The organism is Sorangium sp. So ce131, assembly GCF_051519095.1.
Taxonomy (GTDB): Bacteria; Myxococcota_A; Polyangia; order Polyangiales; family Polyangiaceae; genus Sorangium.
This window is the reverse complement of sequence record NZ_CP150455.1, coordinates 9,608,013-9,624,783: the sequence shown is the minus strand read 5'-3', so window position 1 is coordinate 9,624,783 and position 16,771 is coordinate 9,608,013. Positions and strand designations below refer to the sequence as shown.

Genomic DNA, 16,771 nt, shown 5'->3' with positions numbered 1-16,771 from the left:
AGTCGAGCTTCATGTCGCGGCGGTAGCCTCGAGCCCGGTGGGATCAGGCCTGGCGGCGACCGCCGGGAGCACCTGCCCCATGTCGAGGCGAAGGACCCTGTCGGCGAGGTCGAAGTACCTCTCGTCGTGGGTGATCACGATGACGATCTTCCCGGCCGCGCGCAGCTCCGGCAGGAGCTCCTTGTAGAAGATGTGCCGGTATCTGGGGTCCTGATCGGCCGTCCATTCATCGAACAGGTAGATGGGGTGATCCCGCAGGAGGAGGAGAATGAGCGCGAGCCGCCTGCGCTGTCCGCTGGACAGGCCCTCCGAGGAGACGTCCCCGTCGTGAACCCGGAGGACGCGGTCGAGCTCGAAGCGCCGCACCAGGGCGTCGAAGCGCTCCCGGCCCTCCTCGTCGGTGTAAGCCCGAGCCCAGGCCGGAAGGTGGTAGTCCGCGAACAGGACGCCGAACGAATCGCGCATGGCCGCTGCGCGATCGGGGCCTATGGCCTCGCCGTCGACGAGGATCGTGCCCGCCGTCGGCGGATAGAGGAGGCAGAGCACCTTGCAGAGCGTGGTCTTGCCGCTTCCATTCCCGCCGACGACGAAGGTGATGGTGCCAGCCTTGAACTCGCGCGTGATCGGGCCGAGGGCGAAGCTGCCGTCGACGGACTCGTAGCGGAAGCGGACCTCCTCGAGGCGCATCGAGCGGATCGGCTCGCGGCGGATCGCGGCGCGGGCGTCGGAGCTGATCGTGGCCTCCGCTCTCAGCTCGTGCGAAAGCTCGTTGATGCGACCGAGCGCGACGGCCGCCCGGAGGGATGGGCCGATGTGCGTGAGCATGCTGTCCAGCGGACCGAGCAGGCCGAGGACGGCGAGCGTGGCGCCCGAGAGGACGCTCGGCGGGAGCGCCACGTACCTCGCGAGCCCGAAGGGGATGCTGCCGATGACGAGGAAGGCGAGGACATAGCCCCAGCTGTCAGCGGAGTGGAAGTACAGGTTTGCCCGCGCCATGAACCGGTAGTGGTCGCGCGCCGCGGGCTCGAGGCGCACCTTGGAGAACTCCTCGCGAACGGCGCTCGAGAGCTTGAGCTCCTTGAACCCGAGCGTGAGCTGCCGCATGGCGCAGTAGACGTCGCCCAGCTTCGTCCTGGCGAGGCCGTGCCATTTCTCGGACTTCCGGATCTGGAGCTTGAAGGTCGGGATGCCGACGAGCATGACCGCCGCCGCCAGCGCGAAGATGCGCCAGTCGAGGAGCGCCACGTAGACGAGCAAGCCGACGACCGTGACGACACCCACGAGCGCGATGGGCAGCGAGTTGAGGCCGTGGGCGATCGCGGGGCCGTCCTCGTTGAGCGCGGCGTCGATGCGCGCAGCGCTCACGCGCTCCACATCGTGGAGCGAGGCGCGCAGCGCCCGCTCCACGATGTCCGCGCGGAGCTTGTTCATCGCGCGCAGGCCGAGCCGGCTGAGCAGCAGCTGCGACGCGGTGCGCGTCACGACGGCGACCGCGCAGGCCGCCACGAACAGGGCGGCGAGGCGGCCATCCGGGCTCTGGAGCGCCGCGTTGAGGAGCGGGATGAAGCTCGCGAACGAGCCGCCGGCGACGAGGCTGAGGACACACGTGCCAACCACGTCACGCGGGGCGATCCGGAAGGCGAGCCGAAAGAGGGTCAGCAAGCGATTTCCCTTTCGAGGACGCGGAGGAGCGGGCGACTAGCGCGTGACCTCGAAGAAGAAGTCGCTCATGGGGGACGCGCTCCCGTTCGCCACCGAGGCGTCGAGGATCCACTTCCCCACCGCGAGGTCGAGCACTCCGAGGCCGAACGGCGAGAAGATGATCGGCCTGCCCGGGATCACGGCCACCTTCTTCCGCAGCACGTCGGCGATCGTTCCCCGGATGAACTCCCGGTGCCCAAGCTTCATCTCCGTCAGGTGGGGTGACGTGTTTGCCTTGAGGACGTGCTCGACGTCGTCGACCACGTTCTCCGAAGCGATGAGCAGCTCCGGATCGAGATCCCGCAGCGAGATGTTGAGCAGCAGCGGGTTGTGGGCGAGCATCGCCACGTCGCTGGCGTAAGGCGCCGGCGCGACGGTGGCGAAGGTGACGACCTCGCACGAGCTCACGACCTCCTCGAAGGTCGCGGCGCGGCGGACGTCGCGCTCTCCCTGGTCGCGAAGCGCAGACTCGAATTTGGCCGACTCCGCCGGGTTCGTGTCGAACAGGACGGTCTCGTCGAGCTCCCACCCCGTCCCCCGAAAGAAGCGGTGAATGTACCGGGCGATGAGCCCGTTACCCACCATGCCGAAGCGGCGGACCCTCTTGCCGTCACGGAGCGCCTCTGCCGCAAGGACGGCGGACGCCGCCGTGCGCGCCGCAGAGATGATCGAGCTCTCGAGGACCGCGATCGGGTAGCCGGTGTCGTAGTCGTTGAGGACCAGGACGGCGCTGGCGCGCGGGATGCCCCGCCGGATGTTCTCGGGGTAGCTCGCGATCCACTTGATCCCGGAGACGCGGAACCGTTCACCGAGGAATGCCGGCAACGCGATGATCCGCGCGGTCGGTCGCTCCGGGAAGCGAAGGAAGTAGCTCGGGGGGTTCACGGTGTTGCCCGCGCCGTGCGCGAGGTACGCCTCGCGCACGACGTCGACGCAGCCCGCGATATCCCCGTGGACGACGTCGTGACAGCTCTTGCCCTTGACGATGACGAGCTCGGGCGCGGGGGGGCTCGGTGTTTTCATGGCGATCCTCCGAATACCTGCGTATTCCACGCGCGGTCGTACACCGTCGTGAGGTATGGAGCCCCCCGATCCGCACAGACGAAGACCACGACCGCATCGGACGATTCACTGACGATCCGCGGAGCTTCGCGCTGGACGGCCGAGAACGTGGACCCCGCGCTCCCCCCCACGAAGAGGCCGTGCTCCGCGAGCAGGTGGTGACAGGCCGCCGCGACGTCGGCCTCCTCGACGTGCACCACCCTGTCGATGAGCGCGTGCTGTAGCAGGTTCGGTGAGATGCTCGACCCCATCCCGGGGATGTGCCGCGGCTTCGGCTCGCCGCCGAAGATCACCGAGCCGTGGCTGTCCACGGCCACGATCTTGGCGCGCGGAAACCGCTCCTTGACCTTGCGCGACACGCCGACGATGGTCCCCGAAGAGCTCACCGGCACGAAGACGTAGTCGAGCCGCTCGAGCGCGTCGCAGATCTCCGCGCCGGTGTAGCGATAGTGTACGTCCGCGCCGTCCGTGTTCGTGTACTGATTCGGCCAGTAGACGTTGGGCAAGCTCGCGCGCAAGGACTCGACGCGCGCGAGCCGGGACTTCAAGAATCCGCCGGTGGGATCCCGCTCGGTGACCATCTGGACGTCGTGACACAGCAGCTTCAGCTGGGCCAGATAGAGCGGCGATATGGTGGGGTCGACGACGGCGACGAAGCGCAGCCCGACCAGCCGGCAGAGCGACGCCATCGCGATCGCGAAGTTTCCGGAGGATGACTCCACGATCGTGCTGCTGGGGCCGACGTCACCCCTCTCGACCGCCCCGAGCAATATGCCATAGGCCGTTCGGTCCTTCAGGCTCCCGAATGGATTCGCATATTCGAGCTTCACGAAGAGCGAGATAGGCTTGGTCCAGATCTGAACGAGGGGAGTGGGACGGAGGATCCGCCCGAGCCTACGAACGCGAGCCGTCAACTCCGGATGGGTTGCAGCCGTGTGGGATTCGTTTCGTGTAAGCGAATACGAGGGAATCACAGGTGAGTAGCTCCGGGTTCGTTCGCGCAGTCGAGCATACGACAAGTTCATCGGCAAGCTCCTCGTCGGGGATCGTTTTGCATTTTCTTTGCGGTGCTTCACTTATCTTTACTTGAGGAATCACGGGCGAACTGGGCCGTGAACGTCGTGGCGCATGGCGGATTGAACCCCTGGATGACGGCATCGTGATGGCATAGATGTTGATTTGTAAGTTAAAGAAAGTAAATCTCGTTCAAGCGTCTTCGTCTGACGGGGTGGGTGCCTTGACGCTCCTCTCTCTGCCTGTTACAGCTGTCTGCCTGCGCGTGCCTCGGTCGGCTTCAGTGACACGAGAGCGATTGCGTTCACCTCATAAACGATCGGGAATGTCAGTTGGCACCGACGACAGTCGACTGGGCGGCGCTCGGTCTCCCCCGTGAAGTCCTCGGGGTGGACCAGCTGCTCGTCCAGAGAGCACAGAACACCCCCGACACAATCGCCTATCGATTTGTCGAGCGTGAGGACGACAGGCCTGTGGAGTGGACCTACGCGCAGCTCCACGCGCGCGCAGGCGCCATCGCGCGGAGCCTCGAACGGGGCGGCGTGCTCCCCGGGGCTCCCGTCGTCTTGCTCTATCCTCAGGGCCTCGAGTACATCGCTGCATTTTTTGGATCGCTGTACGTGGGCGCCATCCCGGTGCCGCTGTTGCCCCCACGATCGAAGCGGGGGTGGGGGAGAATCCGCACCGTCCTGCAGACCAGCGGCGCCAGCCGCGTCCTCACGACGGCGGCGCTGGAGGCCTCCGTTCGCGACGCGCTCGGCGGCGCTGCGACGCAGGCAGACCTCCGGTATTTCGCAACGGATCACCTGGGGGAAGGGGACGACTTCCTCCCTGCCGCGAGGCCACCCGACGCCGTCGCGTTCCTCCAGTACACCTCCGGATCCACGGCGTCGCCGCGGGGCGTCGTGATTGGTCACGACAACCTTCTGGCGAACCTCTGGACGATATGGCGCGCGTTCGAGATCCGGTCCGATAGCTCGGTCCTGTCGTGGCTGCCGCTCTACCATGACATGGGGCTCATCGGCGGGGTGCTCGAGCCGCTGTTCGCGGGGATCCCCGGGACGCTGCTTTCGCCCACGGCCTTCGTTCAGAGGCCGTTGCTCTGGCTGGAAACCATCAGCCGGTTCCGCGCGACCATCAGCGGCGCGCCCAACTTCGCGTACCGCATGTGCCTCGATCGGGCGACCGAACAGGACATCGCGCGCCTCGATCTCGGGGCGTGGGAGGTCGCCTTCTGCGGGGCCGAGCGGATCAGCGCGAAGGTGATGGGGGATTTCGCCGAGACGTTCGCGTGGGCGGGGTTCGCTCGCGAGGCATTGTTCCCGTGTTATGGCCTCGCCGAGTCGACGCTCTTCGTCAGCGGCGGTCCGAAGGGGCGCGGAGCGCGCCTCGCCAGCGTCTCGAGATCGGCGCTCGCCGCCGGCCGCGCCGGGCCCCCCAGGGCGCCTTCCGACGCGGCGAGGCTGGTCTCCTGCGGGCTCCTCCCGGACGAGCACGAGGTGCGCATCGTGGAGCCGGAGACGGGCCGCGAGCTCCCGGAGGGGAGCATCGGCGAGATCTGGATCGCTGGCTCGAGCGTCGCGAGAGGCTACTTCCGGATCGAGCCGGGTGCGGCAGGTGCGATGCGAACGGAGGGGCGGTTCCTCCGATCCGGGGATCTCGGCTTCGTCCGTGGGAGAGAGCTCTACGTCACCGGTCGGTCCAAGGAGCTCCTGATCGTCCGCGGAGCAAACCTGTATCCGGAGGATCTGGAGTCCGCCGCCGAGGCGAGCCACAAGGCGCTCATCCCGGGAGGGAGCGCGGCCTTTGGAGTCCTGGTGGACGACGGCGAGGAGATCGCCGTCGTCATGGAGGTGACGAAGGGAGAGACTCCGCCGTACCCGGAGATCGTCGCCGCCATTCGTGCTTCGATCTCGGAGACGTTCCAGCAGCGGCCCCACACCGTCGTCCTCGTACGACGAGGCACGATCCCCCGGACCACGAGCGGAAAGACCCAGCGAGGCCTGTGCAGAAGGCAGCTCGAGGCCGGGGAGCTGCACGTGCTCTACCGCGAGAGCGATCCTGCGTCGAACGCCGAGCGGGTGGGAGGCGACGACCAGCACGCCGGGCCGGCCCTCGGGCGACCCGCAGCAGACTCGCCCCCGAGCGCTCCGGCGACGGCCGAGCTCGCGAGGGCGAGGTCGCTCCTCGTCGAGCGGGTCGCTCAGATGGCGGGTGTGCCGCCTGCGCAGATCGATCTGTCGCGGACCGCCGCGGACTATGGCTGGAGCTCCCTGTCGGCAGCCTCGGTCGCCTACGAGCTCGAGCGGATCTTCGGGCGGACCGTTGGTATCGAGCGCTTCTTCGAGGACCGCTCGCTCGATGCCGTGCTGGAGGACGTCGCGGCCTCCGGTCGCCCGCTGGAGCCGGATCCCGAGCCGGCCGCTCTCTCCTCCTCGCGCGCCATGCTGACGCGCAGCCAGCTGGCCATCTGGGCTGCCGAGAGGGCCGTCCCGGGGCGGTACGGGTACCTCATCGCTCGTGCGTATCGAATGCCCGCGGATCTCGACGAGGACGCATGGACCCGCGCCCTCGCGGAGGTCGCGCGGAGGCATCCGCTCCTCTGCACGCGGATCGTGGAAGACGACGGGGCCTGTTACTTCGAGATCCTCCCGTCGCTCTCGCTCGGTGTCGAGCGACATCATCACCGCGACCTACATGGCGGCGCGGCGCTGCGGCGGTATCTCTCCGAGCTCGCCATGCGTCCCCTCGACCTGTCGGCGGGACCGATGCTCCGGGCGAGCCTGGTCTCTACCGAGGCCGGACATCGCGTGCTCCTGCTGACGGTGCACCACATCGTCTCCGATTTCGTGTCGCTGATCCGATTGCTGGAGGCGTGGTGCGCTGCCTATAACGCGCTTCGGGCCGGCGAGGCTCCGGAGCGCGCTGGAGCACCCGCCCTCGGCCTGGCAGCGCTCGGCGCCGCTGATCTGCGCCTCGATCCCGAGGCATGGCGGGCACCGAAGGAGTACTGGCGAGCGAACCTCGGAGGCGAGCTGCCGGTCCTCGCGCTCCCCCACGACTACCCTCGGCCGAGGGTGCACCGGCAGCGAGGAGCTCATTCCCACGCGCGGGCGAGCGGGGTCCTGTCACGGCTCGACGCCGTGGCGAAGCAGTGCGGAACCACCCGCTTCGTCGTCGCGCTCGCTGCCTATGCGGCTTTCCTCCGGCGCTGGACCGGGCAGGAAGAGCTCGTCATCGGTACGCCGATCACGCAGCGGCGCTCGCCTGACGAAGGGCGCAGCGTCGGCTTCTTCCCGAACTTCATTCCGCTGAGGATCGCCGTTCCTGCGGGTACGGCCTTCCGGCAGCTCGTCCTGTCGGTCCGCGCCGTCGTGACGAGCGCCCTCCGGAACGCGGCGGTTCCGTTCCCCGAGATCGTGAAGGTCGCCGGCGTGGTCCGAGACCCCGGGGTTCATCCGCTCTTCCAGGCGTCGTTCACGATGCATGAGCCGCCGGCCGGGGTCGATCCCGACGTCATCGCCAGCGCGCTCAACCTCGATCGGGTGCCCGTCCGGGTTGGGGGGCTGACGATGGAGACGTATGAAATCGACGATGACGGCTGTCAGAGCGACTTCATGCTCTTCACGGGCGTCGTCGGGGGCGACCTCGTGTTCCAGTCCCAGGCAGACGTCGACCTCTTCGAAGCCGCCTCGGCGCGAGCCATGACGTCCGGGTGCGCACAGCTGCTCTCGGAGCTCGTTCGAGATCCCGAGGCGGACGTCGACGGCGTCGCCTTCGGTGTACCATCCATCGTTCACGGCGCTGACATGCCGGTGCCCGCGGGCGCGGCCCCGACGATCACGCAGAGGATCGCGCGCTGGGCCGAGCGCGATCCAGCGGCGGTGGCCGTCGTCGATCGGCGGGGATGCCTCGGTTACGGCGATCTGCTGCTCCGCGCGGGCGAGCTGGCCGAGACGCTGCGCGCCGCTGGCGTGCGTCCCGGAGAGCCGGTCGGCCTGTGCGCCGAAGAGCGCAGCATCGACGGCGTGGTCGCGATGATCGGGATCCTGATGGCGGGCGCGTGGTTCGTTCCCCTGTCACGCGATCTCCCTGCCGAGCGGCTGACGTTCGTACGAGAGGACCTGCGGGCGCGCTTCGTCGTCGCCGGGCTACCCCACGCGGACCGCTACGTCGCTGCCGGGTTCGAGGTGATCGACGCTGCGGCTCAGCGAGACGACGCGCGGCGAGCGACCGTGGCCGATCGCGCGTCCGGGGGAGACGCCATCGCGTACGCCATCTACACGAGCGGCTCGACCGGCGCGCCGAAGGCCGTGCTCGTCGAGCACGCCCAGGTGCTGCACTTCGCGGATGCCGTCTCGGCTCGATACGGCATCGGTCCGGAAGATTGCATGGTCTCTGGCGCGCCGTGGAGCTTTGATGCGGTCATCTTCGAGATCCCCGTCTTCCTGATCCTAGGAGGACGCGTTTACGTCGCGGACGAGGAAGAGCGACGAGCACCGGCCCAGAAGCTCGCGCTGCTCCGTGAGCAGAGAGCGACGGTGCACAACGACACACCCGTCGCGTTCCGTGGACTCATCCAGGAGATGAGCGAGGGCGCCCGGCTCGGGCAGCCGCTTCCCGCGGTGAAGACGTGGGTCGTGGGCGGCGAAGCCACGACGCCGAAGGACGTGGAGCGCCTTCGCGCGGCGTACGCCGCGGCGGGGCAGGAGCCCGCCGCCTTCATCAACTCCTACGGTCCGACGGAGTCCACCGTCTTCGTGACCGAGCATGCCTGTGACGCCGTCGATATGGAACGGGTCCGTGTTCCGATCGGCGTGCCGCTTCCGGGGATGACGGCGCTCGTCCTCGACGAGCAAAAGCGCCCCGTGCCCTGGGGAGCGCGCGGCCATCTGTACGTGTCCGGTCCCGCGGTCGCGCGGGGATACTGGGGCCAGCCCGAGCTGACCGGCCGAGCGTTCTTTCCAACCCTCGACGCCTCGTCGCCGCCGGCGACGCGGATGTACCGGACCGGAGATGTCGTCCGCGTCCGGCCGGACGGTCTCATCGACTTCCTCGGCCGCGCGGATCGGCAGGTGAAGCTGCGCGGGCACCGGATCGAGCTCGCCGAGGTCGAGCTCGCGTTCTCGAAGCAGGAAGGTGTCGCGCAAGCCCTGGTCACCACCCGCGTCGTGGCGGGCAGCCCGGCGCTCGTGGCCTACGTCGTTGCGAGCCCGGGAGTGTCGCTCTCCGGTCGCCAGCTTCGCGAGCGCCTGCTCGCGCACCTCCCTGCGTACATGGTGCCGTGGATCGTGGCGGTGATCGATGCCTTCCCGCTCGGCGCCACCGGCAAGATCGCCGAGCACGCGCTCCCGGCGCCGGAGCTGTTCGTGGACAGGACAGCGCCGCGGGAGGCGAAGTCGCCGGTCGAGGCGGCCCTCGTGACAATCGTGGGCGAGGTGCTCGGCGCGCGCGTGGGGCCGGACGATCACTTTTTCGAGCTGGGCGGCGATTCCATTACGGCGCTCCGGGTCGTGACGAGGATGCGGAACGAGGGCGTGCAGATCGAGGTCCGCCAGCTCCTCGAGCACCCTCGGCTCTCCGAGCTCGCCGCCGTGATCGGGGAGGCGAGACTCGAGCGTGACACCGGGCCTTCGGACGCGGAGGTGGCGCGCCACGCGCACCGGCCGGCTCCGATCCACGAGTGGTTTGCTCGAAGGTCGCCCGCCTCCCTTCGTCGCTTCGTCCAGTGGGTGCGGCTCCGGCTGCCGCCCGGGGATCCGGTGGCCCTCGCGGAGTCCGCCTTGCGAGGGCTCGCGCGGAGGCATGGGGCCTTTGCGCAGGGGTTCGTCCGCGACCAGGACGGCGCTCTCAAGAGAGTCGGGCTTCCGGAGGATCGACGGTGGCGCCTCGTGTCCGGGTGCACGCGAGCGAGCTCGATCGACGAGCTCATCGACGCCGAGATCGCGCAGGGCACGGCTTTTGTGCCTGAGCGAGGTCCGCTCCTCGCGGGTTTCCTCTTCGAGGGGGACGAGCCGGAGGCGCACGGCGTGCGAGGCTCGACGTCCAGTGGAGATCTCGTCGTCGCGGCTCACCATTTCGCCGTCGATGTTTATGCCTGGCACGTCCTGCTAGAGGATCTCGAGGCGTTCTTTCGCGGCGACGACCCGGGAGTCGACGACTTCGATTACTCTCGCTTCGTCGCCGCAGTCGCCGGCGTCGCGACGAGGGCTCGCGCGTCGCGCGCCGTCGAGCGCTGGGACGTGCTGCTGCGCGACTTCGATCCGCCGGTTGCCTACGCGGCCCTGGAGACGACGGCTCCAGCGGGCAGGAGCGTCCGGAAGTCGTGGCAGCTCTCGGAAGAGCTGACCGCCGCGCTGGTGGGGACGGCCAACCGGGCGCTCCGGACCAAGCCCCAGGATGTCGTCCTCGCGTCGCTCGGCCGCGCGCTCTGCGAGGTGCTGTCGATCCCCGCGGCCCCGATCCACGTCGAGCACCACGGTCGCGACGAGGAGGTCCTCGGCATCTCCACCGGCGTAGGCTGGTGCGCCACGTGGGTCCCTTACGTCGTGCGCTCGAGCGAGGACGCTCTCGAGTCGATCGCGGCCATGAAGGATGCACGAGCCGAGCTCGCGTACGGGGGGCTCGACTTCTTGCCCCTCCTCGTGGATGGCGCCCTGTCTCCGGACGGTACTTCGAGGTTCCTGGAGCCTGGGGTGCAGTTCAACTTCCTGGGCACCGTCGTCGAGCGCGGCGGCGTTCGGGAGTTCGGGCTTCATCAGGGCTCTTCCCTCTCCCGGATCGAGGCGACAGCTCTGATCCGCGCCGGCCGCCTCGCGCTGGAGGTTGCCTGCCCCCTCGAGATCGAGGAGATCGTGCGGCGGATCGGCGAGCGGTGGCACCACGAGCTCCAGGCGTCCGTGCGCGCCCTCGACGCCTCCCGGCGCGGGCTCTACAGCCGCTCCGATTTTCCGTGGGTCCTTGTCCCTCCGACCGTCGCGGAAGAGCTCTCCGAGCGATTCGCTGGGGCGGCACCTCCGGGCACGCTGCACGCGATCGAGGAGATCGTGCCGCTCAACGCGCTCCAGCGGCTCATGCTGATGCGCCACCTCGCGAACCCCACCGAGGCGCAGACGAGCGGTCACGTTCACCTCCTCGTGGAAGGGCCTCTCCGCTTCGAGGAAATCGAGAGCCGGTATCGCGCCGTCGTCGCCGAGCATCCTGTCCTGCGGAGCCTCTTCGACTGGAAGACCCTGGACGAGCCGGTCCAGATCGTCCTGGCCGCGATGCCCACGTCGATCGCGTTCTCCGATCTCTCCGGCGAAGCTCTTCCGGCGCGGCACGGCGCCCTCGACGTCCTCGTGAAGCGGGCGATCTCGTCCAAGATCGACCTGGCCCATGGCCCGATCCTGCGCGTTCACGTGGTGCGCAGCGCGGCCCATGAGCATCACCTCGTGCTCACCACGGATCACGTGGCCATCGACGGCTGGAGCCTGGGGGCGGTCACTGGCCGGCTCCTCTCCGGCCGCTCGGCTCCGGTCCGGGAGACGCAAGGTTATTCGCTCGGGGCGCTCTATCGGCCGTCGCGGCCCGAGGCCCACGCAACCTGGGTATCGAGGCTGGCAGGGCTCCCGGTTCCTCCCAGGAGCGCGCCCTTGTCGCCTGCGTCGCCTGCGCGCGGCACGATCGCGCTGGAGGAGGTGCTCCCGCCGCGCGTGGCCGAGGCGCTGCGCATGCGAGCCAGGACCACGGGCGTCGCGCTCTCGTCCCTGCTCGTCGCCGCGTGGAGCCGCGTGATGATGGCGTGGACGGGGAGCTCCCATGCTCTCGTCGGTCTGACGACCTCGGGCCGAACGTCGCATCATGAGGCCTTGGGGGCGTTCATCCAGAACGTCCCGGTGCTCGTGACGGAGAGCGCGCGCGCCTTCTCCGACGTGCATGCGTCGGTGTCCGAGGCGATGGCGCACGGCGACTACGACCCTGCGGCGCTCGCGGAGGCCCTCGACTACCCGATGCACGTCCCTCTGTTCGAGAGCTCCCTCGTCATTCAAAACTACCCGACGGACCGTCTGGAGGAGGGGGGCGCGCTGCGCGTGCGCGTCGTCTCGGCCAGCGACGATACGGCGTTTCCCCTCACGGCGATCGTCTATCCTGACACCGACTTCCGTATCCGATTGCATGCGCGGCCAGGGGCCGCTGCGCCGGATGACGTTCGCGCCTTGGTCTCGGCGTTCTCCTCCCTGCTCGCCCGGATTGCGCACGATCCCGGGTGCGAGCTGTCCAGCCTCGAGCCGCCTCGAGAGGCCTTCCCGGAGCAGCGAAGAGCCCTGGTGCTGAGCGCTCCCGTCCCGCGAGCGGCTCCGGCGCGAGCACGGACCGCCGAGGAGGAGAGCTCGACACACGCGACGGTTCGCGCTGTCCTCGTCGAAAGCTTCGGCGAGCTGCCGGATCTGATGGAGAGGAACTTCTTCGATCTCGGCGGAACGTCCCTCACGATGCTGCGTTTGAAGCAGCGTCTGAGCGAACGGGTCGGCCGGGATCTGCCGGTGACCCTGTTCTTCCGGACCGGCAATGGTCGTCGCCTCGTCGAGGTGATGCAGGGTTCAGCGCGCGGCGGCGCGGGCTCCCGAGCGGCCGACCCGCAGCGCCGTGCCAGCGCGCCCCCGCATGGGCACGTGCGCTTCGCCATCATCGGAATGGCAGGGCGCTTCCCGGGGGCCCGCAGCGTCGACCAGCTATGGGAGAACCTGCGCGCGGGCAAGGAGGCGATCCGCCGACTCCAGCCGTCAGAGCTGGGGCCCGAGGGCCAGGACGCGATCGCGCGCGATCCCGAGCGGTTCGTGGGGGCGTGCTCCGAGCTCGACGACATCGATCTCTTTGACGCGGCGCTCTTCGATATCTCGCCGCGGGAAGCCGAGCTCCTGGATCCCCAGCAGCGCGTGCTCCTCGAGGCGGCCTACGAGGCTCTGGAGAACGCCGGTTACAACCCTCGTGCGGCGGAGATGAGGGGGGGCAAGCAGCGACGCAAGGTCGGTGTCTTCGCGAGCAGCACGCTCAGCAGCTATCTCATCTACAACCTCCTCTCGCGGCGGGACGTCCTGGCCAGGGAGGGCGCCTGGCGGCTGGCCGTGGCCAATGAGAAGGACTGCGGTCCTAGCCGGATCGCGTACAAGCTCGGGCTCACGGGCCCTGCGGTCGCCGTGCAGACCGCTTGCTCGTCATCGCTCGTGGCGGTTCACATGGCCTGCGCGTCGCTCGCCAGCGGCGAGTGCGACATGGCCCTGGCCGGCGGCGCGAGCATCCGCGTGCCGCAGAGGGCCGGCTACTCGACGGGCGATGCGGAGATCCTGTCGCTCGACGGGCGATGCGCCGCCTTCGGCGCCGGAGCTTCGGGGACGGTCCTCGGTGACGGCGCCGGCATCGTCGTCCTGAAGCGCCTGGAGGATGCGATCCGAGATCGCGATCCCATCTGGGCGGTCGTCCTGGGATCGATGATCAACAACGACGGTGCCCGTAAAGCCGGGTATACCGCGCCGAGCGTCGAAGGGCAGAGGGAGGTCCTGGTGCAGGCGCTCGACCGCGCCGGAGCGCGGGCCGACTCCATCCAGCTCGTGGAGGCGCACGGGACGGGGACCCTGCTCGGCGATCCCATCGAGTTCGAGGCGCTGACGGAGGCCTTCCGGACGCATACCGACGAACGAGCTTTCTGCGCGCTCGGCTCCATCAAGTCGAACCTGGGGCACCTGGACAACGCGGCGGGGATCGCGGGGCTCATCAAGTGCGCGCTCGCGCTCTACCACGGCGAGATCCCTCCCACGCTGCACGCCGATCCGGTGAGCCCCGCGCTCGATGTCGAGGCCTCGCCGTTCTACGTGGCGTCGACGTCGAGGCCCTGGCCGCGGACCGGAGGCCGGAGGCGCGCTGCGGTGAGCTCCTTCGGAATCGGCGGGACGAATGCTCATGCCATCCTCGAGGCGTGGGGGGAAGCCTCGCCTTCCGACGACGCTTCGCCGGGGTCGCCGGAGCTTCTCCTGCTGTCCGCTCGGACGGAGGAGGGCCTCGCGAAGCTCGGAGCCGAGTGGGCGCGGTACCTCGAGTCCGAGCACGAGGGGCCACTCCAGGATCCGCTCCGCACGTCGCAGCACGGCAGGGAGCATTTCCCGCTCCGGCGGGCCGTCGTCGGGGCGACCGTGGGGGAGCTCCGCGACGCGCTGGGAGAGCCGCGGCCTGCTCGAACCGCGTCCACGTCCGGGCCGCCCATCGTGGTCGTCTTTCCCGGGCAGGGCTCGCAATCCAGGGGCATGCTCGGAGCGCTCCGCGACGCGAACGCGGCGTATCGAGAAGCCGAGGACGCGTGTATCGAGCTGCTCGGCGGAGCGAACGACGCGCTCGTCCGGGCGCTCCTCGATCGCGACACCGATCTGACGCCGACGCGCTTCGCGCAGGTCGCGATCTTCGTGGCCTCGTACGCGATGCTGCGCGCGATCGAGGATGCAGGGCTCCGTCCGGTCGGTTACATCGGTCACAGCGTCGGCGAGCTCGCGGCGGCTGTGGCCTCTGGCGCTCTGGACCTGTCGGCCGCGCTCGCGATCGTCCGCGTCCGGGGCGAGGTCATGGACGACATGCCGCCTGGGGCCATGCTCGCGGTGCCGCTGGGCAGAGACGACATCCAGGGGATCTGCCCTCCCGGTCTCGACCTGGCAGCCGTCAACGGGGCGTCGATGACCGTCCTCGCGGGCCCGCCCGCCGAGGTCGAGTTGTTTCAGGAGCTCCTCGCGCGACGGGGGATCGCCGCGCGGCGGCTGGTCACGGCGCACGCCTTCCATTCCAGGTGGGCCAGCCCGGCCGCCGACCGCTTCCTGCTAGAGCTCGAGTCGTCCCTCGGCCTGCTCCGCGGAGCGCCGCACGGGCGCGGGGTGGTGTTCTCCTCGGTGACCGGCGACGAGATCACAGCGACGGATCTCAGAGAGGCTCGGCACTGGCGCGACCAGATCGAGCGCCCCGTCCAGTTTCACGAGGCGGTCTGTGCGGCGAAGCGGCGATTCCCGGACGCCATCTTCGTCGAGGCAGGGCCGGGTCAGTCGCTGACGACGTCGCTCCGGCGCGACCAGCGGGTGGCTGTCCCGCTCGGCAGGCATCCGGCGCGCGACGAGGGCGATCTGCGGCGGTGGTTCTCGGCCATCGGTGAGTTATGGGAGCTTGGCGTCGCGATCGAGTTCGAGCGGGTCAGTCCGCTGGCGAGCTTCCGGAGACGCCGCGTTCCGGGCGCGATCTTCGAGCGCCGGCGGTTCTGGATCGATCCTCCGGAGCGCGCGGAAGCGCCCGAAGCACCGCGCGCGCGCGCATACGTCCCGAGCTGGCGCACAGCGGCGCCCGTGCGGACGGCGAGCGGGGGCGACATCGCTCTGTTCCACGTCGACGAGCGCTGGAAGGGCGCTCTCCTGTCCGCCTCGGCCGAGGCCGGGCGGCGCGTCCACGAGCTGTCGGGGGGAGGCGACTCCGAGCTCCTCGTGCGGGTCGAAGGGGGCGGCGGCGTGCTGACCGTCGTCTACGCCGAGCGCGCGCCAGAGCTCGAGCGGCTCCACGCCTTCCTGCGCTATCTCGGTCGAGCGGCCCGGCATAACCCGTCTGCCGTCGTGCACGGAGTCCTCGTGTCCCGGGGCGGAGTGTCCGTGAGGGGCGAGGCCGTACGGTCCGCCGATTGGGCATTCGGCTACGGATCCGGCCTGGTGGCGCAGATGGAGATTCCCAACGTGCGCTTTCGAGCCGTGGACATCCCCGAGGAGGCTGCGCCGGACGAGCTGGCCGCCGCGCTGCTCACCGAGCTCGACTGCGAGAGCCGATACCCGCTCGTCGCCTGGCGAGGCACGCAGCGCTTCGAGCTCGAGTTCGCTCCGCTCGACGCGCCTCGCAGGTCCGCCGCCGGCGGCGCCCCGCTCACCGCGCCGGAAGGGGCCCTGCTCGCGCGGGGCGCCGTGGTCCTGATCACGGGGGGACTCGGCGCCATCGGGCGTCGGCTGGCCGCCCACCTCGCGGAGCGTCACGGCGCCACCGTCGTGGTCGGGACACGCCGCAAGGACATCGAAGACATCGTCTTGCCGGGCGGGCAGAGGATCCCTTGCGTGACGCTCGACGTCGCGGATCCGGCGTCGATCGCCGCGGCGCTCGCGCTCTGCGAGGAACGCTTCGGTCCCGTCTCCGGGATCTTCCATGCGGCCGGGGTCGACAAGGCCCTCGCCTACCGCGCGCTGGACGACCTCGCGCTGGAGGACTTCGAGAATCACTTCGCGACGAAGGTCGCTGGCACGCGAAACCTGGCGCGCGCCATCGAGGGTCGCGCCGTGCGGTTCGTGGCGCTCTTCTCATCGCTCTCCGGGTACATCGGTGGTCTCGGCTGCGGCGCGCACGCGGCCGCCAACCGGTTCCTCGACGCCTTCGCCGGGGATCGCGGGGGCGTGCGGTGGCTATCCGTGGCCTGGGATCGCTGGATGTTCGAGGACGACACGATCCCTCATACCGCCGAATCGCGCCGCCTGGCGCTCCCTCCGGACGCCGCGCTCGAGCTCCTCGACGCGCTGCTCTCGGAGAACACGCCCCCGAGCGTCATCGTCTCCACCGAGCATCCCATCCGGCGCATCGCCGCTCGCGTGGGAGGTCGGCCCGCGGCGGATGACACCTCGGGGTCGAGGCCGGCGCAGCACGATCGGCCGCTCCTCCGGACGAGCTTCGTGCCGGCCGCGTCGGAGACCGAGCTGAAGGTCGTCGAGATCCTCGGCGAGATCCTGGGGATCGGGGGCATCGGGGTCCTCGACGACCTGCTCGAGCTCGGAGCGAGCTCGCTGCACAGCGCCCAGATCGCCGAGAAGATCCGCTCGGCGTTCGATGTACAGCTCTCGCTGAAGGACGTGTTCGCGGCGCGGACCGCGCGTGTCCTGTCCACGAGCGTCGAGACGGCGCTCCTCGCGAAGGGCGACCCCGACGAGCTGAGACGGCTCCTGGAGGAGATCGAGTAGGC

At 69.4% G+C, this 16,771-nt stretch carries 4 protein-coding genes; 1 reads left to right on the top strand and 3 read right to left on the bottom strand.

Features of this window, described 5'->3' with window-relative positions:
- Positions 1-9: 9 nt before the first annotated feature.
- Genes WMF43_RS34765 through sbnA form a run of 3 tightly spaced genes read right to left on the bottom strand, consistent with a single transcriptional unit; the run spans position 10 to position 3,737 of the window.
- Complete coding sequence (locus tag WMF43_RS34765; RefSeq protein ID WP_437671275.1) at positions 10-1,662, bottom strand: cyclic peptide export ABC transporter; 1,653 nt, start codon at positions 1,660-1,662, stop codon at positions 10-12.
- A gap of 36 nt (positions 1,663-1,698) precedes the next feature.
- The gene (gene sbnB / locus WMF43_RS34760) at positions 1,699-2,724 is read right to left on the bottom strand and encodes a 2,3-diaminopropionate biosynthesis protein SbnB (protein WP_437671273.1); all 1,026 of its coding nucleotides are present in this window, start codon (positions 2,722-2,724) and stop codon (positions 1,699-1,701) included.
- Positions 2,721-3,737, bottom strand: a complete 1,017-nt coding sequence (sbnA, locus tag WMF43_RS34755; protein ID WP_437684147.1) for a 2,3-diaminopropionate biosynthesis protein SbnA — start codon at positions 3,735-3,737, stop codon at positions 2,721-2,723. The genes sbnB and sbnA overlap by 4 nt, the downstream gene beginning before the upstream one ends.
- Positions 3,738-4,109: 372 nt before the next feature.
- Between sbnA and WMF43_RS34750 the strand changes: the two genes are divergently transcribed.
- Positions 4,110-16,769: an amino acid adenylation domain-containing protein gene (locus tag WMF43_RS34750; protein ID WP_437671271.1), complete on the top strand. Its 12,660-nt coding sequence runs from the start codon at positions 4,110-4,112 to the stop codon at positions 16,767-16,769.
- Positions 16,770-16,771: the final 2 nt, after the last annotated feature.

Coding starts and splice junctions, on each gene's coding strand:
- sbnB (WP_437671273.1), bottom strand. CDS start 2,724: ATGAAAACACCGAGCCCCCCCGCGCCCGAGCTCGTCATCGTCAAGGGC.